The sequence below is a fragment of the Collinsella aerofaciens genome (assembly GCF_020709435.1).
Classification (GTDB): Bacteria; Actinomycetota; Coriobacteriia; order Coriobacteriales; family Coriobacteriaceae; genus Collinsella; species Collinsella aerofaciens_AU.
Window position 1 is genome coordinate 94,974 of the sequence record NZ_JAJFDP010000004.1, and the last position, 24,855, is coordinate 119,828.

A 24,855-nucleotide genomic window follows, 5' to 3' on the forward strand; every position below is an offset into this window, starting at 1 on the left:
GCCAAAGTAGCTCAACAAGCCCCGTGCCGAAAAGACCGGTTTTATGTATGGTCGCGCCAGCTGCGGACACGCTGCTTCATGTCTTCGATGTCGAGCACGCCTTCGGCAAAGCCTTTGCGCACGAGCTCTTCTGGAACGAATTCGTCATACCGATCAAAGTAAGGCACCTCGCCGGGATAGACGAGGTCGATGGGGTCGAAGTCTTTCTCGGCTTCGGCGGCGAGCACTTCAAAGAACGTCTCCTCGTCGGCCTTCATCTTAAACTGCATAAAGTACGGGCGTGACGGGTCGAGTCCGCGAAGGCCCAACTCAGCGGCGCATTTAATCTTGAGCATGCGCTCGAGCGCCAAAAAGGCGTAGCTGCCCAACCAGGGGAAGAGCACCCAGGTGTCGCCACCCAGGTTGATGAGCGGCTTAGTTCCCGCGCCCGAAATCTCGGCCGTATGGCGAGCCTGCGCCAGACGGGCCCGCGCGTTACCCATCAGGTAAGGATACGCCGCGTGCTCGTTGAGCGCCTTGCGCATACGCTCGAGTACGTGTGTATTGATGTCGCCGGGGCAGTCGCCAAAGTAGGCCGGCACCCGGCCCTTGACCTGCGTGGCAAAGACGGTGTGACGCTTCCAGTCCACTTCCTCGACAATCCAGCAATGGCCGGCGATGGCAATGCGCTCACCGGGCGGGGGCGGGTTGACAATCGTGCCCAGCTCGGCCGATTCGCTGCGAACGGTGAACTCCTCGTTTTCCTGGAACACGGCGTAGAACTTAAAGTTGTTGATGATGCGCTCGCCCGCGAGACCCACGATGAGCCCGCCGCCCTCGGTGACTTGGATATGGTCGATCTTAATGAGGTGACGCAGCAACACGCGATAGTCATCGGCCGAGATGCGATGGAAATAGCTGAGTGTGAGCACGCGCTGGGCAAGCTCTGCCGGCGTGAGTTCGCCGGTGCTGGCAAGCGTCGACATAGTCTGGTGGTAGAGCAGGCTGTAGGGGAGTCGATCGAGCTCGGGCGGCTCGACCCACTTTTCCTCGCGATAGAGTTGTACGAGCGCGATGCCCTGCAGGAGCTTCCACGGAATGGTCTCGGGCATCATCGTGCGCGGCTCGGGTTCCTCCTCGCGCATGACAAACCACATCTCGGGCGGAAGATCGCGGCGCCCCGTGCGGCCCATTCGCTGCAAAAAGGAGCTGACGGTAAATGGCGCGTCGATCTGAAACGCACGCTCCAGACGGCCGATATCGATACCGAGTTCCAGCGTGGAGGTGGTGACGGTTGTCTGTGCCTGCTCCTCATCGCGCATGAGTTCCTCGGCCGTTTCGCGCAGCGATGCCGAAAGATTGCCATGGTGGATGAGAAAACGGTCGGGCTCGTGCCGGCTCTCGCAGTAGCTGCGCAGCATGGAGCACACGGCCTCTGCCTCCTCGCGCGAGTTGGCAAAGACCAGGCACTTGCGGCCGCGCGTATGCTCAAAGATATAGCCCATGCCGGGATCGGCGTTTTCGGGCGCGGTGTCGGTGGGGTTGAGAAGCGCCTGCTCGGTCGCTCGTGGGATGTCGACTTCGCCCTCGGGGGCCGAAGAAGTGCGACGGTCTTTGGGAGCGGCCTTGCCCCGTGCCCGCTCACGACGTTGACGGCGTTCCTCCTGTGTAAGCTGTCCGCTGTGGCGCACGTCTTGGGCGCCAGCCGGCAGCGCCGCGGGCGCCGCCGGCTCAATACGCTCGCAAGCAAGCATCTCGGCTTCTTGTGGACCCGTGCTCTCGAATCCCCGCTGCTGTGCCTGGGGACCCGAGTTGTAGAAGTGCTCCATGGAGATGCGCCACACGCGGCGCGGTTCCTCAAAGCGGGGGATGATGCAATCGCGTCCTGTTCCCTGTGAGAGAAAGGCGCCCGTGCGCTCGGGGTCGCCGATGGTGGCAGAAAGGCCGATGCGGCGGGGCTGCACGCCCGCCATGCGCGAGAGGCGCTCGATAAGGCAGAGCGTCTGACCGCCGCGGTCGCCGCGCATGAGCGAATGAACCTCGTCGATAACCACATAGCGCAGGTCGCAGAACATACGAGGGATTGCCATGTGCTTATGGATCAGGAGCGCCTCGAGCGACTCGGGCGTAATCTGCAAGATACCGCTCGGTTTTTTGATGAGCTTAGCCTTGTGCGACTGCGAGACATCGCCATGCCAGTGCCAGACAGGGATATCGGCCTCTTCGCACAGGTCATTGAGACGGACGAACTGATCATTGATGAGTGCCTTGAGGGGGCCAATGTAGAGGGCACCAACGCTTGCGGGCGGGTTCTCCCAAAACTCGGTCAGGATGGGAAAGAAGGCTGCCTCGGTTTTGCCGGAAGCTGTGGATGCCGTTAGGAGCACATTGTCTTGTGTGTTAAAGATGGCGTCTGCCGCCGCAACCTGGATAGAGCGCAGGCTCTCCCAATCGTGGGAGTAGATGAAGTCTTGGATAAACGGGGCGTAGCGGTCAAAGGCGTTCACGGGGCCTCCTCTCAAAAACGAATCTCTCAACGCGGCTGGCAACGGCTTGCTGCATTACAGTCTCAACGTTCGCCCAGATAAAACCTGCCAAAATAAACCTGTCCCTTTTTGGCAGGTTAGATGGTGAATTCGGCGAAGTTACGGTCGCCGCCTGCGGTGCCGGTGTCGCCTGTTGCTGCTGCCGGCACCAGCGCGTCGCCGCCGACGCTTTGCAGCAGCTCGGCTACGTTGGCGTCGGGGTTCTGGCATAGGATGTCGAGCAGCTCGATAAAGTCGCGAATGACTTCACGCGGCGTCAGATGTGTGTCGGCTCCCACACGACCGAACTCGATCTTGAGGAAGTCCACCAAGTCGTTCTCGGTAAGCGTGGGCGTCCAGCCAAAGTAGCCGGCGTGAATTTGCATGAGTTTTTCGATCAGCACCAGCAGCTCCTCGTAGGTGAGTGGCTGCAGACGGATGATGGGCGCGAGCATGTCCTTAAGGTCCTCGCGCGCAAAGCGACCCTGAGCGAGTCGGCTACGCAGAGCCTCGTAGGAGAACACACCGCGGCGGCGGTCTTCGATGGAGGTTGGCGTGCCGCCCATGATCATGCCCAGGTACTGCGCCTTGCCCTGGAGTGTGTCGTTGTACATGGTCAGGATCTTCTCGTAGTTGTACTGGCGCGTGATCGCGTTGGGAATCTTATACAGATTCACGAGCTCGTCGATGAGCACCAACATACCCTTGTAGCCGCTGCAGACCAAAAAACGCGCGATGAGCTTAACGTAGTCGTACCAGTCGTCATCGCTGATGATGGTCGAGGAGCCCAGCTCGGCGCGAGCCTCGCTCTTGGTACGGTATTCGCCGCGGATCCATTTGGTCACGCGGCTCATGGCTTCTTCGTCGCCCTCGGATACGGCCGTGCGATAGCGGCGGAGCATGCGGGTGAAGTCGAAGCCGTGGACCATTTCCTCGAGCGGGGCCAGTTGGGCATTGACGACCGACTCGTCGACGTCGGCGTACGAGGCGACCCAGCGATCAAGAATAAGGTTGAGCGCACCGCCCTCGGGGCGCGTCTTGGTCGATATATTGCGTATGAGCTCGCGGTAGGTGGCAAGGCCCTGCCCCTGCCCGCCCTGCAGACGGCGCTCGGGGGATAAGTCTGCATCGGCGACGACGAATCCCTCACCCATGGCGTGCGTGCGGATGGTCTGGAGCAAAAAGCTCTTGCCGGCGCCGTAACGACCGACCAGAAAGCGGAAGCTCGCACCACCGTCGGCGATGAGACTCAGATCGGTGAGCAGGGCGCGGATCTCGACCTCGCGCCCTACGGTAATGTAGGGAAGGCCGATGCGCGGGACCACGCCGCCCTTGAGCGAGTTGAGAATGACGGCAGCGACGCGCTTGGGCACGCGGGGTGCTGCGGATGCGGTATCACTCATGGTCTAGGTATCCTCTCACGTCTGCTTCGTAGTCCTCAATAATCTGCGGCCCTGCCGCGCTAAATTCAATTACGGTGTCGCCCACCAGGTCAAAGAGCGCCTCGTTGATGGTATCGACTAGCATGTCCTCGCTCTGTCCTGAGTGCGCCACTGCCGATGTCGCTTGCGCTGCGTTTTGCTCGAGCAGTGCGCGAAGGAAGGCATCTGCGGCGGGCGCGAGTTCGTTTGTGGCGTCAGCGGGCGCAGCAGCTGCGAACGCGGGCGTCGGCGCGAGAAGCGGTGCCACGACACCAAACTGTTCGGTGGATATGGTCGGCTCGTCGGTCAAGTCCTGCCGAATGGGTGCCACGACCGCCTCGACAATCGCGTCGGTTACGGGCTCGGCTTCCGGTTGCCCTGAGTCCGCTGCCTCGGCTTCTGCGGATGCGTCGTCCTCGCGTTCCTCATCGATCAAAAGCGCTTCGCGCGTTTGCGCGGCGGCGCTCCGAATGTGCCCCAGCTGGCTCAAATCGATATCGATCTTGATGGGCTGGTGTGCGGCGTCCCACGAAAGCCATGCCATGATCTCGTCATCGATGATCTTGGCCAGATATTTGGGGACCTTCTCCTCCTTCAGGGGGTGGGTGGGGTCTAGGGCCAGGCGTAGGCGTTGGTCGCAGGCGCGCATCATCTCACCAAGCTTGCTGCTTTTTTGCCTGCTGCCGTGAATTCGCATGCATTCCCAAAAGCCGTTTTGGCAGCGGTAGATGTGAATGGGGTCCAGGCGATATTCGCAGTCCTCGTGGCGCTCGGGCGCAAAGAATACGGCCGAGGCAAACATGGTGTAGGGCATGGCCGTCTCCTCCCCAAATAAGCTCGCCACGATGTCGGTCTTTCGGTGCGTGTCATAGTAGCGCGCCATACGGACATACACGGCGCACGCCACGTGGCGCAGATCGCGGTGGTGGCTGCGGTCGAGCCGCGAGTTACTTAGGTTGTACGTGGAGAGGGCGTTGATGGCGGCCATGAGTCGCTCCTCGCGCACCTCATCGGGCGGAAGGGGGAGCGTGGGCTCGGAGGTTTTGCGACGCTTAGGGGTCTGGCCGGACGGTGCCGGTGCTGGTACAAGGTCTCGTGCCGCGCGCCGCAGCTCGATAAGGGCGTTATCGAACATGACGGTTTTAGAGTCGCGAAGTAGCTTGGGGTCGAGTCCGTGGAAAACGGCGTAATCCTGCAGCCACACGCGCGCAAACCGGTCGATGCCGGGCTCGAAGGCGCGATAGACATCCCAAAAGGCCTTGATCTTGTTAAAACCTTCGAGCGGATCATCTATGCCAATGCCGCAAATCAGCTCATAGAGATACAGAAAGGCAAAGGATGTAGACGTTTCCTCGACGGTTCCGCGGCGCACTTGGGCACGCCAGGTAAAGTAGCCGCGCAACTGCCGGTCGCTCATGGCATTGTAGGTGGGAAAGTACGACTTAAAGGTGCCGTTGTATGGACAGTCGTCCTCAAAGTCGGCCATCAGCAAGCCCTGGCGGTAGAAAAGCTCGGCCTCCGATAGCCAGCGGCCCGCGCCGCCCTTGGGGTCATCCTGCCAGCGCGATATCTCGCGCATCTTGCGGTATTGGTCGGGGAGGAAATTCTGCATCTGTCGGCCGGTTTTGAGAATCGGCTCGTCTGCGTAGATTTCGTTTGAGAAGCGGGCGGACTGATGGGTCCGGGCCTCGGCCATAATGCGCTCGATGAGCATCTTGATGTCCTGGTCGGCCACCGCTTCTCCTCTCCTAACGCAGCTTCGGTGACCTCATATCATAGCACAGCATCAAACAGGTGTTCGAGATACTGCTGCGTAGATAGATTTAGAACAGGAGGGCGTAGATGACGGCGATGACGACGGAGGGGAGCATATTGGCTGTGCGGAAGGTCTGAGGACGGATGAGGTTGACGCCGACGCAGAAGATGAGCATGGAGCCTACGAGCGAAAGGCTGTCGAGGGCTGCCGTAGTCATGATGGGGGAGAGTGCGCCGGCAAACAGCGTGATCGTCCCCTGGAACACGGCGACGGGCAGGGCGGAGAAAATGCAGCCGCGGCCAAGCGACGCCGTCATGGTGCAGACGATGATGCAGTCCAATGCGCCTTTCAGGGCAAGCGTTGACCAGTCACCGAGCAGACCGTCCTGGATCGATCCCACAATGGCCATGGCGCCGATACACACGGTGAGTGAAGTCGAGACAAAAGCGTTGGTGAACTCGTTATCGCCCTCGCTGCCGGTTTTGCGCTTGAGCCATTCGCCAAGGTTCTCGATGGCGGCCTCCAAGTTGATGGCCTCGCCGATGAGCGAGCCGAGGGCGAACGAGACGATGAGCATGGTGGTGCCGGTGGTCGCTAGCGCCTTCCCATCGATAAGGAGCATCTTTTGCATGGTGCCGCCAAGGCCGATAAACAGGACGCACAGCCCCGATGCTTTCATGAGCGTGTCTTGGATGCGCGGTGTAATGAAGCGGCCGCCCGCTAATCCCAAAAGACCGCCCGCAACTAAAAGCACAACGTTGATGATTGTTCCCAAGCCCGGCATGAGCCCTCCTGTATTGATGCCAACGTGGCAATCGTAGCAGAACGAAATGCGAGGTACATCGCGACTCATCTAATACGTTATATAAGTGGTATTAGGAATGATGCGCGGCATTTAAGCCTCAGGTGGTTGTCGGGACATAGGGATAGTATTCAAAGCGCAGTGTCATAAGCCGCTGTGGGGATTCAATAGCCGCGGCGATGATATTGGCATCGCGGGCACGATCAAACCCTTCGAGTTCGATCTGATACGAGACGTCTTGCATAATGTCCAGACGTCGCCAGGCCAGGAGTGTGTCGCCATCGAATTCCAAGGTCTTGCCTCCGTCTGGAGCAACGGCGTATAGACGCAGCTTGGCGGTGGTTGCAGGGTCGACAACTGTGACCTTTTTAATTTCGTTTCGAGTATTCTTGGCGCCCAACAAGGTGAGCAGTGTTGGGGCCACGACCTCGCCCGATGGCAAAAAGACGACTTCGATGGATTCAGGAAATGCGATGATAGCCGACTTGCGGACGGGCTGATTGGCGGCGGCAACTTCGATGTTCGCAGCGTCGATGACCTCTGTGTGGTCGAGCGCGGCAAGCACGCAGCAGTTACCTTCATCGATCTCTTGAGGATCAGCAAGCCCCAGACTGTCCGCGAGCTCGGGATCGTTTGGATCGGCAGCGGGCTCATTCGGCGCTTCGAGAGAAGCTGGGACGTTGTTTGTCGGCGACGGCGTGTCGCCCGCACCTGCTTCTTTGTCCGCGCTCTCTTCTTGTATGGTTGCGTTGATGGGTTCGTCGTTTGGGGGAGCGTCTTGGCGTCAAACGCGGAGGGGAGAATTCCGATGGCTCCGGATCCGTTCCACTCCATTTCGAGAAGCGCCGGGTCGGCAAGAATGCGTTGCCTGCTTTGCGCGCGGGCATCGATTTCAATAGGGCCTGCCTCTATCCCTCGTGTAAGGCTGAGTGATCCGGCTGGCTTCTCGAAATGAGCGTCTGTGTCTTTGGTACTGACGGCGTAGAACAGCAGGGACGCTTCTCCCGCCGCGATGGCATCGGTACCGGCTTTGGTCAGCCGCAACGATGCCGTGAATGAGAGGGTGGGCTGCGCATCGTCTGCATTCGCGGCGGCGCAGCCCAGACATATACCGCCTCCTTTCTCAAAAAACGTACCGTCGAAGGCGACCTTCGCTCCGTTCGCCGAGTCATCGACCGAAGCGATGTCGATGCGCAGCTCTAAATTGCATGGATCGCCATCTGCATCGAGCACAACCGAGCGCCACGTGCAGACGGCGCACCCCGCCTGGGAGCCGTTTGCCTTGTTCGAACGATTGATATCCACGACTATCGAGCCGTCCGTATTACGACGAAGGCATCCCGAGGTTGAGATTGCGGCCTGTGCGATCGAAAAACGCTTGCACGCAATGGCGCTCGACGGATTTGGTGCGGAGCTTAGGGCCGCTGGTAAGGAGTCTGCCATGACAGGAGTCGCCCAAGCGGCGACAGGCGTTCCGGTTGCGAGCGCGCCGCAGAGTGCGACGACGGGCAAAAGGTTCTTCGATGCCATGGGGTCTCCTTAGCTAATTTAGTGCGGCCTGTCCGTGTTTTGTTTCTGGCTGTGTTTGATGTGCAGACCGAGGCCGGCGGTTCCCGCGCCTGCTGCTGCGGCGCCTGCTGCCAAGAGCCATCGTTTGTCGCCTGTCTGCGCCAACGGTTCCTCGCGGTCGCTGCGGTCGAGCTCCGAGAGGTCGACCGTCACTTGCGTGGCGGCCTGCGCCTGTTCTTGCTGGGCAAAGGCCATGGCTGGCCCAAACGCTAGGATGCTGACGGCGGCGGCCAGGGCGACGGCCTTATGCCGTGTGCGCACCGGGCTCGACCGTCCAGGTGATCGTTGCAACCTGATCGCCTTCGCCGGTTACGCGGAAGATGTCGCGCGTGACGCGGGCGACGTTTCCGCTTGTCTTGAGCTTAATTTTGTCCGTGCCACCGGCAATGCCCTGATAGCCCATGTCGAAGGCTGCATTCTTGGAAAGATCGAGGCCCGTTCCCTGCATTGCGGCGCTGGCGTTCTGGAGCGCGCCGTCGGGGCCGACCTTAAAGTCGATGGAGTTCTGCGCGGTTCCGGCCTTGGCGTCGGCGGCAATGGTCCAGGTGTTCATGGCGTCGATCTTCATGTTGGTGACATGGATGCCGTAGGCCGAATGATTGTCGATGGTGGTCGCGTCTTCTGAGGGGCCCTGAAGCGTGCCGTCGGCCTTGGCGACGAAGGGAATAACCGTCGGAACTTTGAACTCAACGTTGTCGATCTCGGTCCTGACCATTACCTTCGTGGTTCCAACGCGCCCGGCTGCCATAGCTGGCGTCGGGGCGGCGCCCATTGCGAGCGCGAGCGCGAGCCCTGCGCCCACGGCGAGCGCTCTGGCTCCGTTCATGTTCCTGGTGATGTCCATGGTCGTTCCTTTCTATTCGCCGCGGGCCGTCCCCGCGATGATTGGACGAATGCTGGTGAATTGCGTGCGGTGCCGCGTCGGCCGGAAAAGCTAGTTCTCGGCTTGCTCAACCCGCACCTTGACACGTGTCGGATTGCCGTGGCTGTCGAGGGTCTTGGCATCGAGTGCCTGGATCTCGATGTATGCCTCGCCTTCTTTGATGTCGCCGGCGGGGCACGTTTCGATTGTCTTGCCGGTCTCGACCACACCGGATTCGTACATGGTCTCGTCGTTTTGGATGACGCGGAATCGCTGGGGAAATTTATTGTCTTGGACGTTTTGCACGTTGACGCGCAGCTTGCCGTCCTCCTGCAGCTGAGCGACCGGTGCGACCGAAATCGTCATCATGTTGTCGCGGACGATGGCGTCGAGCTCATCTTGGATTTCCTGGCGCGTTTTGCCCTCGGCCGTCGTAACCGAAGCGCCCGCCTCGGGTACGGGCTGCGACTGCCAAACGTATAGTCCTACGGCGACAAGGGCACAGACGATGGCCAAGCAGGCAACGATGAGCTTCTTGCGACGACCCAGGCCTGCAAAGTGGGGTGGCTTCTTCGCGCTCATGCGGCATCCTTGGCGGTATAGATGCGCGCAAAGGTGGACGGGTCCGCTCCAAAGAGCATGTGAAGCATCAGACGGCGCGAGTAGACGAGCTCGTCGAAGTCGGGAGGGAGCTCGATGTCGTGGATATGCGCGATGTGGTGGGCGAGCGCCGAGAACGACTCAGGGTCGCAGATCACATCGGTGGTAACGTGGTAGACCGTCGTATCGGGGAATGCCTCTTCGTCGAAAGGCAGGAGATGGGGATCGTCGTTGACTTCGATGGCGATGCCGTACTGGGGCCAGTAATATGCCATGGGAACCTCCCTGCTTCTGGGGCCAAAACTTCTGTCGGTTTTGGCTGTCGATGCCGACCGTATCAGCCGTTACTTGACCAATTGCTGACCAAATGCTTGACGGATTGGCGTCTCCGCAGGTAAAAGGCGGCAAAAAATACTCCAACTTTTTTCGAGCGGCAATCGCGCGGTCAGTGACGGCGGGGCCATATGTGTTAAAAGCATCGTCTGCCGAGGAAATCCAGCCGCTCGCCGAATTGCACGAACGTAAAAATCGCCAATTATGGAGACGGTCTCGAACACGTCGACGAAACGATGCGGTAACATCTCCCTGCAAACACTGTAGTTAGCTAAAGGGGGAGTTCGCGTGTCTGTAACCATCAAACCCTTCACCGACGAGTTCGAAGAGTATGGCCGCGATGAATCTCGCGCATCGGGCGAAGCATCGAGCATCTCGTTTCCGACAACGGAAGACGAGGTCCGTGCCATTTTGGAAAAGCTCCATGCCGAGCGTGTCCCGGTAACGGTTCAGGGCGCCCGAACCGGCCTTGCCGCCGGTGCCGTGCCCCACGGCGGGCATATCCTCAATACTTCCCGTATGAATCGCTACTTGGGCCTTCGCCGCGATGAACAAGGCCAATTTTTGCTGCGCGTGGAGCCGGGCGTTGTGCTCTCGGAGCTGCGCAAGCAGCTGAGCAAGAAGGTGCTGCCGACCGCTGGTTGGGACCAGGCATCGCTTAAGGCCTACGATGAGTTTCAAGAGGCCCCCGAGCAGTTCTTTCCCACCGATCCCACCGAGGCGTCTGCCTGTCTGGGCGGCATGGCGGCATGTAACGCCTCCGGTGCCCGCAGCTACGCCTACGGCCCCATGCGCCCGCATATCACGGGACTCCACGTCGCGCTGGCTGATGGCGATTTGCTTGAGCTTCAGCGCGGCGAGGCTTTTGCCCAGGGCCGCCACCTGTCGCTCGTGACGGCAGTGGGCCGTGCACTCGAGCTTGACCTTCCCGACTACACCATGCCCAAGACCAAAAATGCTTCGGGCTATTTCGTTGCTGACGATATGGATGCCACCGAATTGTTTATCGGTGCGTGTGGCACAATCGGCGTCATCACCGAGCTCGAGATTGCCCTGCAGGCGGCGCCTGCGGTCGTTTGGGGCGTGAGCTGTTTCTTTGACAGCGAAGACAAGGCCGTGTCCTTCACCGATTCCGTGCGTCCCGTCCTGTCCCATGCGGCTGCCATCGAGTACTTCGACGCTGGCGCCCTGGATATTCTACGTCGCCAGCGCGAGCAGTCGACGGCGTTTGCCTCGCTGCCGGCGCTCGACAAAGAGGCCAAGGTCTGTGTCTACGTGGAGCTCGACTGCGACGACGAAGTTCAGGCGACTGAGGAGCTGTATCACTTGGGGTGGGTACTGGAGCTTGCGGGTGGCCGCGACGACGCGACCTGGGTTGCGCGCACCGAGGTCGATCGCGAATGCCAGCGGTTCTTCCGCCATGCGGTGCCCGAGAGCGTCAACATGCTCATCGACGAGCGTCGCCGCACGGATCCCGCCATCACCAAACTGGGCTCGGACATGTCGGTGCCCAATGCACGCTTGGCCGATGTCATCGCCCTTTATCGCCGCACGTTGGCCGAAAGTGGGCTTGAATCTGCCGCCTGGGGGCACATCGGTAACAACCATCTGCATGTGAACATTCTGCCGCGCGATGCGCAGGAATACCGCCGCGGCGGAGAACTCTTTGCCCGGTGGGCTTCCGAGGTCACGGTCATGGGCGGCGCCGTCTCCGCCGAACACGGTGTCGGCAAGATCAAGGCGGGCTTCTTGGAGACGATGTACGGTCACGAGGCCATGGTCGAGTCGGCACGGCTTAAGCTCCAGCTCGATCCTGCCGGGCAGCTGGGCCGCGGTAACCTGTTTTCGGAGAAGCTCTTGGATGAGCTCGTCCAGAAAGGGGGCGCGTGAAGATGAGCGATTTCCATATGGTGGTGTGCGTCAAGGCCGTGCCGGGAAGCACCGAGGTCAAGATGGACCCCAAGACCAATACCATCGTGCGCGATGGCAAACAGGCGGTCATTAATCCCTTTGACGCGAGCGCTTTGGAATGCGCGCTGGCGCTGAAGGACGACTTTATCGGCTTTGGCATGGATGTGCGCGTGACGGTGGTGTCGATGGGCATCCCCGCGACCGAGTCGCTGCTGCGCGACTGCATCGCTCGAGGCGCCGACGACGCGCTGCTGCTGACCGATCGCGCCTTTGCAGGTGCCGATACCCTGGCAACCACCTATGCCCTCAAGTGCGGCATCGAGGCGCTCGACGAGGACTTCGACCTGCTCATCTGCGGCAAGATGGCGGTGGATGGCGATACGGCCCAGATTGGTCCCGAGCTTGCCGGTGCCTTTGAGATTCCCTGCGTGACCGACGTGAGCTGCGTGCAGAGCGCGGGCTTTACGACCTGTGGCTCGCTGGCGCTCGTTCACGGATGCGATGCCGGCGAGGAGACGGTGTACCTTGAGATGCCGTGCGCGATGACGACTGCCAAGGAGATTGGCCAGTTGCGCATGCCGAGTATTGCCGGTATCCGCGCGGCGGAGGAGGCGGACGTGCGCGTGGTCAGTGCCGCCGACGTGAACGCCGACCCCGCGCGTTGCGGTCTTGCCGGGTCGCCGACACAGGTCGTGCGCTCGTTTGTGCCCGACCGTGACCAAACGTGCGAGGCCGTTGACGGAACGGCGTCCGAGCAGGCGGCAAAACTTGCCAAGATCATCGAGGGGATGGCATAGATGAGCGGACTGATTATCGATAGCAAAGCCTGTATCGGCTGCGGTCGCTGCGTTCGCGCCTGCGCCTCGGGCGGCATTGTGGTGGAGGGCGAGCGTCCCAACCGATGCGCCCGCGTAACCGACGGCTGTATCCTATGCGGTGGGTGCGTCGACGCCTGCCCTGTCAACGCTATCTCGATCGAGTGTGACGAGGCCGCTGGTGCGGTGGACCTTGATGCATATCGAGACATTTGGGTCTTCGTGCAGACCGACGAGCACGATACGGTGACTCCCGTTGCCTATGAGCTTATGGGCAAGGGGCGCGAGCTTGCCGATGCTCGCGGCTGCCGTCTGGTGGCACTGGTCGGCATGAGCCCCGAGGGCTCGCTCGGGGACCTGGAGCATCTGGTTTGCGCGGGCGCCGACGAAGTCCTGGCCTGTCGCGACGAGCGCCTGCGCCAAAACGATGCGGAGGTCTACGCCCGCTTGATCTGCGATTTGGTAGCCGAACGCAAACCCGAGGCCATCCTATACGGTGCGACCGCTTTTGGTCGCGAACTGGCACCCGGCGTTGCCGTGCGTTTGCAGACGGGCCTTACGGCTGACTGCACCGTACTTTCGATGGATACAGAGACGGGACTGCTGCAACAGACGCGTCCGGCGTTTGGCGGCAACCTGATGGCCACCATCATTTGCCCCAACCACCGTCCGCAGATGGCAACGGTGCGCCCCGGTATCTTTAAGGCTCCCGACTTCGACTACGGCCGCTCTGGCACGATCACCCAGATATCGCTTGCGGATGATGCTAAGGCTCGTGTCGAGATCTCGATTCCCGCCGAGGAGTGGGGACAGCAGCCCTCGATCGCCAATGCCGAGCGCCTGGTCGTGGTGGGTCGCGGCATTGGTTCCAAGAAAAACCTGCCGTTGATGCGAAGGCTCGCCGAGGCTCTGGGTGCCGAGCTTGGTTGCACGCGTCCCGTCGTGGAGGCGGGTTGGCTGGAGTATCGCCACCAGATTGGCCAGACGGGCGTATCGGTTTCGCCCAGGCTTCTCGTGAGTATCGGTGTTTCGGGCGCCATCCAACATCTTGCCGGCATCGGTGGGGCGGAGTGCATCATCGCCATCAACGAGGACCCGGATGCCCCCATTTTCGGTGCTGCCCAGTACAAGGTTGTTGGGGACGCCGTCGAGGTCGTCGAGGAGCTGCTGGCCCAGCTTGAGCGCTAGGCGCGCGCCAGCCAGTCGCGCATCTCGTCCTTTAGGCGGCTCCAAGTTGCCTGCGTGGCGGGGTCGGTAAAGGGCCGCGTAATGCCAAAGGGCGCGTCGAGCAGGCGGTGGATATCGCCCTGTTCGCGCGCCAGCGCGCGGCTTGCTGGATAGACGAGCTCAAACATAAAGCAGATAAGCCCCACCAAGAAGTCGGCGGGCTCATCGCGCTCATCGCGTGCGACGCAGCGGTGCTCGTCAAAGGCGGCAAGTGTCGGCGACGAGAAACGGCTGCCGAGAAACGTCTTCTCGTCCACCTTGAGGATAGTGTCGACAGTGCTGTCGGCGATGGTGCGCATAATGTCGATCTTGTCGCCATCGCGCACGATATCGCAGAAGCTCCGCGTGCGCTCGTCGAGCTGCGCGGGTAGACGGAAATCGCTGTGATAGGCAATGCTCGCTCGGATGAGCTCATCTTCTGCCGGGTCATCGATAAAGTCGCGGATGCTCGTTACGGCGGGTGCATCGGCGGGATTCTCGCCAAAGAGGACCTCGATGCCCAGCGCCGCATGGCTCATGCTCTCGGCGTCCTTAAAGGTGTCCCAGCGTCGCAGCTGCTCAAAGCGGCCCATATCGTGTAGCAGGCCGCAAAGCCATGCCAGGTCAATATCTTCTGACGACCAGCCCTGCTCGCGCGCTACGGCATCGCATGCCTTGGCCACGTGGTACGTATGCTCGATTTTGAGCGCGATGCGTGGGTTGGTGGCGTCGTAGGCATCGGTGTAGCTTTTGAAGGCCGCGCGCCCGGTCTCGATCGATAGCTGTCATAATGACTTCCTAAAAAGATGTGTCTTTCGATCCGGTGGCAATTGTAGGTGAACTCGGTTGCTGCCGGATGATGATTCTGCCGTGTCGCTACATGCGGCTCGGAGACCTTGTCAGGATGAGAAACGTATGGTGCTCAAAATCGTTAGAACCGTCTGGCCAGTGATGCTTACCTATGTTGCAATAGGCGCGCCGTGCGGAATGATCATGGGGCAGACGGGAATGGAGCCCTGGATGGTCTTTGCTCTAAGCAGTACGTTTGTGACGGGCAGCGGCCAGTTTATGATCTGCAATCTTTGGCTGGCGGGCGTACCGGCACCTTCGATTATCGCGAGCGTTGCCGCCATCTCCTCGCGTTTTGCGCTTTACTCGGCATCGATCGCGCCGCATCTGACGGGTGCCTCGAAGCGTCAGACGCTGGCTGTTGCCGCGACACTTACCGAGGAGGCATATGGCATCTCGCTTGCCAAGTTGGTTGAAGGGGAGGATTGGGGCCCGCGCGAGTCCTTTGTGCTCAACGTGATCCTCATCGCAACATGGGGCGTTTCGTGTACGATGGGCGCCATCGTCGGCGCCGTTGTCGATGTTCCCACCGCCGTTGCAGCCTTTGTCTGCACCTCGCTCTTTATCTGCCTGCTCTTTTCGCAGCGGCTGTCGCGCGGCAACGTCGTCGCGGCGGTTTCGAGCGCGGTGTCCGTCGCCGTATGCAAGTTCTTGGGCCTCGTGAATATTGCCGTGCCGGCAAGCGTCGTGGCCGGCATTGCCATTGCGTTGGCGTGCGATGCAGTATTTGACGGAAGAGGTGCCCGCGATGCCCGTTAACGAGTTCTTGGTTCTGTGGCTGTCGTCGTGGGCTGCTATCGCGTTCTTTCGCATCGCGCCGGCGTTCGCCTTGCGCGGGCGGACCCTGTCGCCCCGCATTACCGAGGCCCTGGGCTATATCCCGCCCGCTGCCTTTGCCGCGCTGGTCGCCAACGACTTGGTGAGCCCCGGCGCGTTCGACGCGGGACTCTGGCCTGCCTTGGTTCCCTGGATTGCGGCCGCCGGCGTCGTGGTCGTGGCGGGCAAGACAAAATCGATGCTGTGGTGCTGCGTCTCGGGCATCGTACTCTATATTGTCTTGAGCCTTATATAGGGCTGGCGTCGCGGGCGCCGAATCTCGTTCCATCCCAACTTGTAGAATTTTTCACCGAGCTGGTCTATTTCTTCTGGTACCATGGTCAAACTTTACTGTAGCAAAGCGTGACGTGGGCTTTTGTACCCCGTCAGCGGAAATGGGGGTTTCATGGCACAGGAAGCAACCGCCAACGAGCAAAAGAAATTCAAGGTCCCGCGCATCCCGGGCGACATCATGATCTATCCCATGATCGTCGGTCTTTTGCTCAACACCTTCTGCCCGCAGGTTTTTGAGATCGGCGGCTTCTTTACGGCTGCCTGCCGCGGTGGCTCCAATACCATCGTCGCCACGATCCTGCTGTTTGTGGGCGCCGGCATCAGCTTTAAGTCCACGCCGGGCGCCATCAAGACCGGCATCGTCGTGCTGATTCCTAAGCTTGTAGTGGCAGCCGCGCTGGGTCTGGGCGTCGCGTACTTCTTTAACGATAACTTTTTAGGCCTGAGCTCGGTTTCCATCATCGGCGGCATTACGTTTTGCAACATGGCGCTCTATACGGGCATCATGGGCGAGTTCGGCGATGAGTCCGAACAGGGCGCCGTCGGTATCCTGTTCTTTACGGCCGGCCCCGCCGTCACGATGATCATCCTCGGTGTTTCCGGCCTTGCCAACATTCCCATTGGCACCATCATCGGATCCATCCTGCCGCTTGTTATCGGCATGGTTCTGGGTAACTTGTTCCCGTTTATCAAGAACTTGCTGGTCCCCGGCGCCAATCCCGCGATTGCCGTCATCGGTTTTCAGCTCGGTGCGTCCATGAGCCTTTCGAGCTTCATCACCGGCGGCATTTCGGGCATCCTGCTGGGCCTCATCACGCTCTTTATCGTCGGTCCCATTACCTTTGCCTTCGAGCGCCTGTGTGGCGGCAACGGTAAGGCGGCTGTGGCATGCTCCACCATTGCCGGCACGGCCATGACCACGCCAGTCGCCCTCGCCGAGGTCGCTCCGCGCTATGCCGAGCTTGCGCCCACCGCGTATGCGCAGATCGCCACTGCCGTCATCATCACGGCAATCATGGCCCCGATTCTGACCGGCTGGGTCGATAAGAAGTTCTGCCAGAGCAAGGAAGACCTGTCGCCTGCCGGTGTCGAGGCCATCGAAGAGGCTGTCGCGACCGGCATCGATGGCGAGTAGCAATCGATACCCATCAATGATTCCGGCGTGCAACTCGCGCCGTTTGAGCGCCCGAACGAGAGCTGTCTTGCAGTGACGTTCGGTCGCTCTGCTATTATTCCCCTTACCCCTGCGGAGTAGGGGGTGTTTGTTGCCCAGATTCGAATTGGGCGATTCTGGCCACTTGGATATTGAAGGGAGGGCGTCTAGTGGTAAAGGCACTCAAGATCGAGATATTCCTGCTATGCATGATTATTCTTATCGGACTTGCCGTACGAAGCCGTCGCTCCCTGTTCTCGAGCACCCAGCAGCTTTTGTTTAGCATGCTGGGCTACACGTCTGCTGCCTACATTTTCTTCGATATGATCTGGACGCTCTCGGACGGCGTGAGCACTCCTGTAGGCATCACGGCCAACTGGATTTCCAACGCGGTTTCGTTTTCGCTGTTCGCCATCGCGTGCCTCATTTGGTTTTTCTATTCCGAGACGATGCAGGGCTCACGGCTCCTGACCACGCCCTATAGGGTGGTACTTTTAACGTTGCCAACCGCATTGGTGGTCGTTCTGGCATTTACCAGCTACTGGACGCACGCTATGTTCTATATCGATGCGCAGGGCGTATATCGTCGCGGAGCGCTTTATATGATTCAGCCTATCGTTAGCTACTGCTACGTCATATATACGTCCTTGCATGCCTTTATTCAGGCTCGAAAAGTCGAAAGCCTGCAAAAGAAGGCCATTTATCGCACCCTCGCCTTTTTTGCGGTTCCCGCTCTGGTGGGCGGTACCTTTCAGATCGTATACTCGGTGCCTGGCCTTTGTGTCGGCATAATGATTAGCATGTTGCTGCTCTATATCATCTGCCAGGAGCAACTGATCTCGACTGACCCGTTGACTGGACTCAACAACCGCAACCGTTTTGAGACCTATATGCTGTCGCTCTTTTCAAATGTGGATCAGGCCGAAGATGTATATCTGCTTATGATGGACGCTGACGGCTTTAAGCAGATTAACGATCGCTATGGACATGTGGAGGGCGACCATGCTCTTCAGGTAATATCCGCTGCGCTCAAAGAGGTCTGCTCGGCGTCTGGTGGCTTTATCGCGCGTTATGGTGGCGATGAGTTCGTGGTGCTCCAAAAGGCAGCGGCGGAACAGGATATCATGCATCTGTGCGCGACAATCAACGACGAGCTCGCGCATGCCGAGGTGCCGTATGCATTGCGGATGTCCATCGGTTGCGCGCGGGTCGGCGATAGTGTTGATACCTGGCAAGACTTACTTCGCGCTGCCGATGCGGAGCTCTACCGCGTCAAGGCCGAGAAAAAGAAAGCCGGCATCCAGATACGCTAGGAAAAGGGTCGCACGCTTGCGTGCGTGGCGGCCCTCAGCTCATCGATGTATTCCATTAAGCTAAAGTGTGCAAACGCCCTCCCTAAAAAGGTGAGCTCGCTAGGCTTTTTTGGGTTTGTTGACGATGATGATGCCGCCGCAGACCAACAACAGGGCAACGATGACGGTAACGGGGCTCGTGCCAGCGCCCTCGCCGAGCAGCAGTGCGCTCAACAGCACGCCAAAGACCGGGTTCATAAAGCCAAAGACCGACACGCGGCTGACGGGGTTGACGGCGAGCAGGTGGGACCACAGCGAGTACGCGACGGCGGAGATAAGCGCCATGTAGATGATGAGCGCGATGGCGGGGGCGACTTCGGTGGGGGACAATGTGCCGCCCATCAAAAAGCCGATGGCGGTGAGGACCAGACCGCCGACTAAAAACTGCCAGCCGGCAAGCAAAACACCGTCGTGCTTGCGCGAGAAGATGCCGATCAGGCAGGTCGAAAGAGCGCCCGCGACAGTGGAGGCTAGGATAAAGCCCTCGCCATCGAGCGTGAAGCCAAAGGTGCCATCTGCGCCCGAAAGGTTGACAAGCGCGACGCCGGCAAAGCCCAACACGCAGCCAAGCACCTTGGCCGTATTGAGCTTCTCGGTGCGAAATGCCAGGGCGGCAAAGAGGATTGCGAGGAAGTTGGCGCTGGCCTCGATGATGGAGCTCGACATGGCACTGGCGCGCGAGAGTCCCAGGTAGAAAAAGAAGTACTGCCCGATAGTCTGGAAGAGCGACAAGACAAAGATGGGCTTGATGTCGCGCGCTTGCGGTACGAGGGGGCGGCGTTGGGCCGCGCTCATCCCAACGATAACCAGGACGCCGGCAAGCGTAAAGCGTAAACCTGCAAAGAGCAGCTGCGAAGCGCTATCGTGCGCCGGGATACCAAAGAGTGCGTAGCCGATCTTGATGCAGGGAAAGGCCGATCCCCAGAGTGCACAGCAAACAAGACAGCCCAGGATGAGTCCGGGCAGGGTGGCGAGATACGGCTTGCGGCTTTCCATGATGTCCTTCCTACATGCGCGAAGCAAAAAAAGAACCCGCCACCGGATGTGTCGGTGGCGGGTGTTGTTACCCGAAGGGATTGTACCCGATGGGAAAGGTTTAGGCGAAGTAGGCCACGCCGCTCTCAAAGATCGGCATGAACTTATCGCCGGGGACATGCTCGGGCACGTTGCGGTACAGGTTGTCGCCGCGGCGCTCGGCATGACCCATCTTGCCCAGGACGCGGCCGTCGGGGCTCGTGATGCCCTCGATGGCGAGTGCGGAGCCGTTGGGGTTGACGGAGAGATCCATGCTGGGCTTGCCGTCCTCGCCCACGTACTGCGTGGCGACCTGGCCGTTGGCGATCAGCTGGGTGAGCACTTCGTCATTGGCGACAAAGCGGCCCTCGCCGTGGCTGATGGCGACGGTGTAGGGGTCGTCCAGGCTGCACTGCGACAGCCACGGGGACAGGTTGGACGAGATGCGGGTGCGCACCAGGCGGCTCTGATGGCGACCGATGGTGTTGAACGTCAACGTGGGCGCATCGGGCGTGGCATCGACGATGTCGCCGTAGGGCACCAGGCCGAGCTTGATCAGGGCCTGGAAGCCGTTGCAGATGCCCAGCATCAGGCCATCGCGGGCCTTGAGCAGGTCGCGGACTGCCTCGGTGACCTCGGGAGCGCGGAAGAACGCCGTGATGAACTTGGCGGAGCCATCGGGCTCGTCGCCGCCCGAGAAGCCGCCGGGGATCATGACGATCTGGCTCTGGCGAATACGGCGGGCGAGCTCGTGGGTGCTCTCGGCGACGGCCTCGGGCGTGAGGTTGTTGATCACGAAGGTGTCGGCCTCGGCACCGGCGGCACGGAAGGCGCGGGCGCTGTCGTACTCGCAGTTGTTACCGGGGAACACGGGGATGATCACGCGCGGGCGGGCGATCTTGGCGCCGCCGTACACGTGGATATCCTTGGCGCGGAAGTCGATGGTCTCGACCTCGGGGGTCTCGCCGGCGCTGCGGTAGGCGAAGACGCCCTCGATGCCGCTCTCCCAGGCCTCCTGGAGCTTGGCGAGCTCGATGACCTCGGAGCCGGTGTCGATGACATAGCCCTCGACGGTGGTACCCAGGGGCTCGACGACAACGCCGTCGGCGACCTCGGGCAGCTCGGCGTCCTCGGCGAGCTCGACGATAAAGCTGCCGTAGAGCGGGGTGAAGAGGCTCTCTACGTCTACATCCTCGGCAAGCTCGATACCGATCTGGTTACCGACGCACATCTTAAAGAGGCTCTCGGCGCCGCAGCCGTAGCCGGGCGTGGAGATGGCCAGGGCGTTGCCGGTAGCAGTGAGCGCCTCGACGGCGTCAAACGCCGCGAGCAGCTGCTGAGCGTCGGGGCGGTAGTCCTCGCCATAGCTGGCGGGGGCGATGCGGACGACGCGGTGCGTGAGGCCCTTGAACTCGGGCGAGACGGCGCGGGCGGCCTTGCCCACGGCCACGGCGAAGCTGATCAGAGTCGGCGGAACGTTGAGCTCGCCGGCCTCGTCCTCAAACGAGCCGCTCATGGAATCCTTGCCACCGATGGCGCCGGCACCCAGGTCGACTTGGGCCATGAGGGCGCCCAGGACGGCTGCCGTGGGCTTGCCCCAGCGCTCGGCCTCGGTGCGCAGACGCTCGAAGTACTCCTGGAAGGAGAGGTAGGCGCGCTTGTGCTCAAAGCCGGCGGCAACGAGCTTGGCGATGGACTCGACCACGGACAGGTAGGCGCCCGCAAACTGGTCGGCTTCCATCAGGTAGGGGTTGAAGCCCCATGCCATGGCACTCGCCGTGGTGGTCTCGCCGTCCACGGGGAACTTGGCGACCATGGCCGAGCTCGGGGTGAGCTGCGTCTTGCCGCCAAAGGGCATGAGCACGGTTGCGGCACCGATGGTGGAGTCGAAGCGCTCGGAAAGGCCCTTGTTGGAGGCGACGTTGAGGTCGGTGACAAGCGAGGTCATGCGCTCGGCAAGCGTGGTGCCGGCCCAGCTGGGCTGCCACACGCTGCGGGCGCACACGTGGGCGACCTGGTGCTTGGGCGCGCCGTTGGAGTTAAGGAACTCGCGGGATAGGTCGACGATGGCGACACCGTTCCAGGCCATGCGCATGCGCGGCTCGGCGGTAACCTCGGCGATAACGGTCGCCTCCAGGTTCTCCTCGGCGGCGTAGCCCATGAACTCCTCGACGTCACCATCGGCGACGGCGCAGGCCATACGCTCCTGGGACTCGGAGATGGCGAGCTCGGTGCCGTCCAGGCCGTCGTACTTTTTGGTCACGGTGTCTAGGTCGACATACAGGCCGTCGGCAAGTTCGCCTACGGCGACCGAGACGCCGCCGGCGCCAAAGTCGTTGCAGCGCTTGATCAGGCGGCAGGCGTCGCCGCGGCGGAACAGACGCTGCAGCTTGCGCTCGACCGGGGCGTTGCCCTTCTGGACCTCGGCGCCCGAGGTTTCGATGGACTCGGTGTTCTGGGTCTTGGAGGAGCCGGTGGCACCGCCGATGCCGTCACGGCCGGTGCGGCCGCCCAGCAGAATGATCTTGTCGGTGGGGGCGGGGCACTCGCGACGCACGTGGCTTGCCGGGGTAGCGCCCACGACGGCGCCGACCTCCATGCGCTTGGCCACGTAGCCGGGATGATAGAGCTCATTGACCTGACCGGTGGCAAGGCCGATCTGGTTGCCGTAGCTGGAGTAGCCGGCGGCGGCAGTGGTCACGAGCTTGCGCTGCGGCAGCTTGCCCTCGAGCGTCTCGGAAACCGGGACGGTGGGGTCGCCGGCGCCGGTGACGCGCATGGCCTGGTACACATAGCTGCGGCCCGAGAGCGGGTCGCGGATGGCGCCGCCCACGCAGGTGGCGGCACCGCCGAAGGGCTCGATCTCGGTCGGGTGGTTGTGAGTCTCGTTCTTAAAGAGGAACAGCCAGTCCTGGTCCTCGCCATCGACATCGACCTTCACCTTGACGGTGCAGGCGTTGATCTCCTCAGACTCATCGACATCGGTCATGACGCCGGTCTTCTTGAGGTACTTGGCGCCGATGGTGCCCATGTCCATGAGACAGACGGGCTTGGCGTCGCGACCGAGCTCGTGGCGCATCTCCATGTAGCGGTCGAAGGCCTGCTGCACCACGGCGTCGTCGATCGTCACGTCATCCAGGACGGTGCCGAAGGTGGTGTGACGGCAGTGATCGGACCAGTAGGTGTCGATCACGCGGATCTCGGTGATGGTGGGGTCGCGATCCTCATCGCGGAAGTACTGCTGGCAGAAGGCGATGTCCGCCTCGTCCATGGCAAGGCCGCGATCGGAAATAAAGGCGGCAAGGCCGGCCTCATCGAGCTCGCGGAAGCCGTCGAGCACTTCGACGGGCTGGGGCTCGGGGGTCTCCATGTACAGCGTCTCGGGCAGGTCGAGCGAGGCGATGCGGGCCTCGACGGGGTTCACCACGTAGTGCTTGATGGCTTCGATGGCGGCTTCGTCCAGAGCGCCCGAGATCATATAGACCTTGGCGGAGCGCACGGCGGGGCGCTCGCCCTGGCTGATGAGCTGCGCGCACTCACTGGCGGAGTCGGCGCGCTGGTCAAACTGGCCAGGCAGGAATTCGACGGCAAAGACGGCGCCATCGCTTGCGGGGAGCTCGTCATAGGTCATATCGACCTGGGGCTCGCTAAAGACGGTCGGCACGCAGGAGCGGAAAAGCTCCTCGTCGATGCCCTCGACGTCGTAGCGGTTGATGATCCTCAGGGCCTCGATGCCCTTGATGCCGAGAATTTCGGTCAGCTCGCCCTTGAGCTGCTGAGCCTCGACGTCGAACCCGGGTTTCTTCTCCACGTAGATACGAGAGACCATTGGTTCCTGCCTTCCTAATCGGTTGGGCGTACGGTACGGTATGCGGCAGCGGTCGGTTAACGGGGCAAGCCTCGCGGTCGCCTTGAGCCACATGTTTGTAAACCTCACTATGATACGACAGCTCGCGGCGCGTTGAGGACGGCGAGGGTGCTACAGTGAAGCGCAATCAAGAGAAAGGCATCACATGGCATTCGTTTCGCTCGCCATCATCGCACTCGTGGCCTTCGCAAGCCCCTTCATCGCTTCGGCGATCCCCGGGAAACCCGTTCCCGAGACGGTCTTTTTGCTCGTGTTCGGCGCGGTGCTGGGGCCTCATATGCTCGGCTTTATCCATGTAGATGCCGAGGTCTCGCTCGTGTCCGAGCTCGGCCTGGCCTTTTTGTTCCTGCTTGCCGGTTTTGAGATCGATCCCAAGAACATCACGGGCGTCGAGGGGCGCTACGGTATGGCCACGTGGGTCGTCACGTTTGGCATCGCCTGGCTTGCCGTGCGCTTTACCCCGTGGTTCTCGGTTAGCCATTTCGACGGTATCGCCGTGACGCTGGCACTCACTTCGACGGCGCTCGGCACGCTCGTGCCCATCATGCGCGAGCGTTCGCTCGCCGGCACGCGTGTGGGCGACTCCATCCTTGCCTATGGCACATGGGGAGAGCTCGGTCCCGTGCTCGCCATGTCGGTGCTGCTCTCCGCTCGTACTGGTATCCAGACGCTCGTGATCCTTGGCCTGTTTGCTGTGGTCTGCGTGCTGTTGGCCGTGGTCCCGAGCCGCTCCAAGCGCGTGGGTAGTCGCTTCTTTACGTTTGTCGAGGAACGGGCCGACACAACGTCGCAGACGTTCGTGCGCCTGACGGTGCTCATCCTGGTCACGCTCGTGGCGTTTTCCGCCATCTTTGACCTCGACATCGTGTTGGGCTCTTTTGCTGCCGGCTTTGTCCTGCGCTATATCATCCCCGAGGGCAACCATACGCTCGAGACCAAGCTCGATGGCCTGGCCTATGGCTTTTTGATTCCGGTGTTCTTTACCGTGTCGGGCGCAAAGATCGACCTGACGGCCGTGGCATCGCGCCCGGGTCTGCTCGTGGGCTTTATCGCGGCGTTGCTGATCATTCGCGCCGTGCCGATCCTTGTCTCTATGAGCATTTGTCCCACGACGCGCGACGTTTCGGCGTATGGCCGCATTACCGTGGCCCTGTACTGCACTACGGCGCTGCCGATCATCGTTGCCGTGACGAGTGTGGCCGTCAACGCAGGCGCCCTTTCGCAAGACGTCGCCTCGGTTATGGTGGCCGCCGGTGCCATCACAGTGTTCTTGATGCCGCTGCTCGCGCAGCTCTTCTACCGCGTGGTCGACGCCGCACCGGTCGCTGCCGTGGCAGAAGTTGCCGAGCATCCTTCCGACGCGCTCGATATTCTGCGCGCCCATCACGACCTGGCGAACCTGCTCGCACGAGAGCACGAGCTTTTGACCTCGCATGGCCATGGGCGTTCGCTCGACGGCATACCTACCCTTGATTCCATTGCCGACCGCCTCTCGACCGAGGCGGCAAGCGGACACATCGATGCCCGTATCGTGGACGCCGCCCATTTGCTGGCCGAGAAGACCTATGGCGACGAGATCGACCCGTCCAAGCTGACTCCGCGTGAGCGCCGCCGCCTGGAGCGCGCTAAGCTCGCCGTGCGCGAATACCGCCGCCGCATGCTGGAGCTCTACGCGCGCGAAGAGGCCGAGAACGACGACGGCAAGTAGCAAGGAATGTCGGGATACGGGT

The 24,855-nt window shown here is 61.2% G+C and carries 20 protein-coding genes; 8 read left to right on the forward strand and 12 right to left on the reverse strand.

The features are described from left to right. Positions 1-41: 41 nt before the first annotated feature. The 9 genes from LK493_RS04265 to LK493_RS04305 form a co-directional block, all read right to left on the reverse strand. Positions 42-2,486, reverse strand: a complete 2,445-nt coding sequence (locus LK493_RS04265; protein WP_227790240.1) for a DEAD/DEAH box helicase — start codon at positions 2,484-2,486, stop codon at positions 42-44. Between the two features lie 116 nt (positions 2,487-2,602). Further along, a complete protein-coding gene (locus tag LK493_RS04270) occupies positions 2,603-3,907 on the reverse strand; it encodes an ATP-binding protein (protein ID WP_161115338.1) in 1,305 nt (434 codons plus the stop codon). Then, positions 3,900-5,660 carry a TerB N-terminal domain-containing protein gene (locus LK493_RS04275; protein WP_227790241.1) on the reverse strand — a complete coding sequence of 587 codons (1,761 nt, stop codon included), beginning with the start codon at positions 5,658-5,660 and terminating at the stop codon, positions 3,900-3,902. Before LK493_RS04275 ends, LK493_RS04270 begins: the two co-directional genes overlap by 8 nt. 88 nt (positions 5,661-5,748) lie before the next feature. Next, entirely contained in the window at positions 5,749-6,465 is a 717-nt protein-coding gene (locus tag LK493_RS04280; protein ID WP_035137052.1) for a DUF554 domain-containing protein, read from the reverse strand. 118 nt (positions 6,466-6,583) lie between these two features. Next, a complete protein-coding gene (locus LK493_RS04285) occupies positions 6,584-7,048 on the reverse strand; it encodes a hypothetical protein (protein WP_227790242.1) in 465 nt (154 codons plus the stop codon). 983 nt (positions 7,049-8,031) lie between these two features. Next, positions 8,032-8,247 (reverse strand): hypothetical protein, encoded by a 216-nt coding sequence (locus tag LK493_RS04290; protein ID WP_158564811.1) that lies wholly within the window; start codon positions 8,245-8,247, stop codon positions 8,032-8,034. A gap of 49 nt (positions 8,248-8,296) precedes the next feature. After that, complete coding sequence (locus LK493_RS04295; protein ID WP_161160416.1) at positions 8,297-8,896, reverse strand: hypothetical protein; 600 nt, start codon at positions 8,894-8,896, stop codon at positions 8,297-8,299. Positions 8,897-8,986: 90 nt separating this feature from the next. Next, positions 8,987-9,496 (reverse strand): hypothetical protein, encoded by a 510-nt coding sequence (locus LK493_RS04300; protein ID WP_227790243.1) that lies wholly within the window; start codon positions 9,494-9,496, stop codon positions 8,987-8,989. Beyond that, positions 9,493-9,789 (reverse strand): hypothetical protein, encoded by a 297-nt coding sequence (locus LK493_RS04305; RefSeq protein WP_227790244.1) that lies wholly within the window; start codon positions 9,787-9,789, stop codon positions 9,493-9,495. The genes LK493_RS04300 and LK493_RS04305 overlap by 4 nt, the downstream gene beginning before the upstream one ends. A gap of 346 nt (positions 9,790-10,135) precedes the next feature. Between LK493_RS04305 and LK493_RS10285 the strand changes: the two genes are divergently transcribed. The 3 genes from LK493_RS10285 to LK493_RS04320 are packed head-to-tail and all read left to right on the forward strand — an operon-like array spanning position 10,136 to position 13,761. Next, entirely contained in the window at positions 10,136-11,737 is a 1,602-nt protein-coding gene (locus LK493_RS10285; protein WP_227790245.1) for an FAD-binding oxidoreductase, read from the forward strand. Positions 11,738-11,739: 2 nt separating this feature from the next. Then, positions 11,740-12,555, forward strand: a complete 816-nt coding sequence (locus tag LK493_RS04315; protein WP_227790246.1) for an electron transfer flavoprotein subunit beta/FixA family protein — start codon at positions 11,740-11,742, stop codon at positions 12,553-12,555. Then, positions 12,556-13,761 (forward strand): electron transfer flavoprotein subunit alpha, encoded by a 1,206-nt coding sequence (locus tag LK493_RS04320; protein WP_117746257.1) that lies wholly within the window; start codon positions 12,556-12,558, stop codon positions 13,759-13,761. On the opposite strand, the gene LK493_RS04325 is transcribed toward LK493_RS04320, so the two are convergent. After that, entirely contained in the window at positions 13,758-14,462 is a 705-nt protein-coding gene (locus tag LK493_RS04325) for an HD domain-containing protein (RefSeq protein ID WP_321573268.1), read from the reverse strand. The genes LK493_RS04320 and LK493_RS04325 overlap by 4 nt on opposite strands. 268 nt (positions 14,463-14,730) lie before the next feature. Between LK493_RS04325 and LK493_RS04330 the strand changes: the two genes are divergently transcribed. From LK493_RS04330 to LK493_RS10290, 4 genes are all read left to right on the forward strand, one after another. Beyond that, entirely contained in the window at positions 14,731-15,387 is a 657-nt protein-coding gene (locus LK493_RS04330; RefSeq protein ID WP_227790261.1) for an AzlC family ABC transporter permease, read from the forward strand. After that, the gene (locus tag LK493_RS04335; protein ID WP_227790247.1) at positions 15,377-15,700 is read left to right on the forward strand and encodes an AzlD domain-containing protein; all 324 of its coding nucleotides are present in this window, start codon (positions 15,377-15,379) and stop codon (positions 15,698-15,700) included. Before LK493_RS04330 ends, LK493_RS04335 begins: the two co-directional genes overlap by 11 nt. 150 nt (positions 15,701-15,850) lie before the next feature. Beyond that, the gene (locus LK493_RS04340) at positions 15,851-16,873 is read left to right on the forward strand and encodes a 2-keto-3-deoxygluconate permease (RefSeq protein ID WP_227790248.1); all 1,023 of its coding nucleotides are present in this window, start codon (positions 15,851-15,853) and stop codon (positions 16,871-16,873) included. Between the two features lie 188 nt (positions 16,874-17,061). After that, entirely contained in the window at positions 17,062-18,204 is a 1,143-nt protein-coding gene (locus LK493_RS10290; RefSeq protein WP_227790249.1) for a GGDEF domain-containing protein, read from the forward strand. Between the two features lie 99 nt (positions 18,205-18,303). On the opposite strand, the gene LK493_RS04350 is transcribed toward LK493_RS10290, so the two are convergent. Continuing rightward, complete coding sequence (locus tag LK493_RS04350; RefSeq protein ID WP_227790250.1) at positions 18,304-19,239, reverse strand: DMT family transporter; 936 nt, start codon at positions 19,237-19,239, stop codon at positions 18,304-18,306. A gap of 100 nt (positions 19,240-19,339) precedes the next feature. Beyond that, positions 19,340-23,086, reverse strand: a complete 3,747-nt coding sequence (locus tag LK493_RS04355) for a phosphoribosylformylglycinamidine synthase (protein WP_227790251.1) — start codon at positions 23,084-23,086, stop codon at positions 19,340-19,342. A gap of 184 nt (positions 23,087-23,270) precedes the next feature. Between LK493_RS04355 and LK493_RS04360 the strand changes: the two genes are divergently transcribed. Beyond that, positions 23,271-24,833, forward strand: coding sequence for a cation:proton antiporter (locus LK493_RS04360; RefSeq protein WP_227790252.1), 1,563 nt, complete (start codon positions 23,271-23,273; stop codon positions 24,831-24,833). The last annotated feature ends 22 nt before the right edge of the window (positions 24,834-24,855 follow it).

What these genes read in the sequence shown, in the direction of transcription:
- LK493_RS04290 (WP_158564811.1), bottom strand. Translation starts at nt 8,247, where the DNA reads ATGGCCTTTGCCCAGCAAGAACAGGCGCAGGCCGCCACGCAAGTGACG.
- LK493_RS04355 (WP_227790251.1), bottom strand. Translation starts at nt 23,086, where the DNA reads ATGGTCTCTCGTATCTACGTGGAGAAGAAACCCGGGTTCGACGTCGAG.
- LK493_RS04350 (WP_227790250.1), bottom strand. Translation starts at nt 19,239, where the DNA reads ATGGAAAGCCGCAAGCCGTATCTCGCCACCCTGCCCGGACTCATCCTG.
- LK493_RS04300 (WP_227790243.1), bottom strand. Translation starts at nt 9,496, where the DNA reads ATGAGCGCGAAGAAGCCACCCCACTTTGCAGGCCTGGGTCGTCGCAAG.
- LK493_RS04330 (WP_227790261.1), top strand. Translation starts at nt 14,731, where the DNA reads ATGCTTACCTATGTTGCAATAGGCGCGCCGTGCGGAATGATCATGGGG.
- LK493_RS04320 (WP_117746257.1), top strand. Translation starts at nt 12,556, where the DNA reads ATGAGCGGACTGATTATCGATAGCAAAGCCTGTATCGGCTGCGGTCGC.
- LK493_RS04270 (WP_161115338.1), bottom strand. Translation starts at nt 3,907, where the DNA reads ATGAGTGATACCGCATCCGCAGCACCCCGCGTGCCCAAGCGCGTCGCT.
- LK493_RS04360 (WP_227790252.1), top strand. Translation starts at nt 23,271, where the DNA reads ATGGCATTCGTTTCGCTCGCCATCATCGCACTCGTGGCCTTCGCAAGC.
- LK493_RS04305 (WP_227790244.1), bottom strand. Translation starts at nt 9,789, where the DNA reads ATGGCATATTACTGGCCCCAGTACGGCATCGCCATCGAAGTCAACGAC.
- LK493_RS04315 (WP_227790246.1), top strand. Translation starts at nt 11,740, where the DNA reads ATGAGCGATTTCCATATGGTGGTGTGCGTCAAGGCCGTGCCGGGAAGC.
- LK493_RS04335 (WP_227790247.1), top strand. Translation starts at nt 15,377, where the DNA reads ATGCCCGTTAACGAGTTCTTGGTTCTGTGGCTGTCGTCGTGGGCTGCT.
- LK493_RS04340 (WP_227790248.1), top strand. Translation starts at nt 15,851, where the DNA reads ATGGCACAGGAAGCAACCGCCAACGAGCAAAAGAAATTCAAGGTCCCG.
- LK493_RS04280 (WP_035137052.1), bottom strand. Translation starts at nt 6,465, where the DNA reads ATGCCGGGCTTGGGAACAATCATCAACGTTGTGCTTTTAGTTGCGGGC.
- LK493_RS04295 (WP_161160416.1), bottom strand. Translation starts at nt 8,896, where the DNA reads ATGGACATCACCAGGAACATGAACGGAGCCAGAGCGCTCGCCGTGGGC.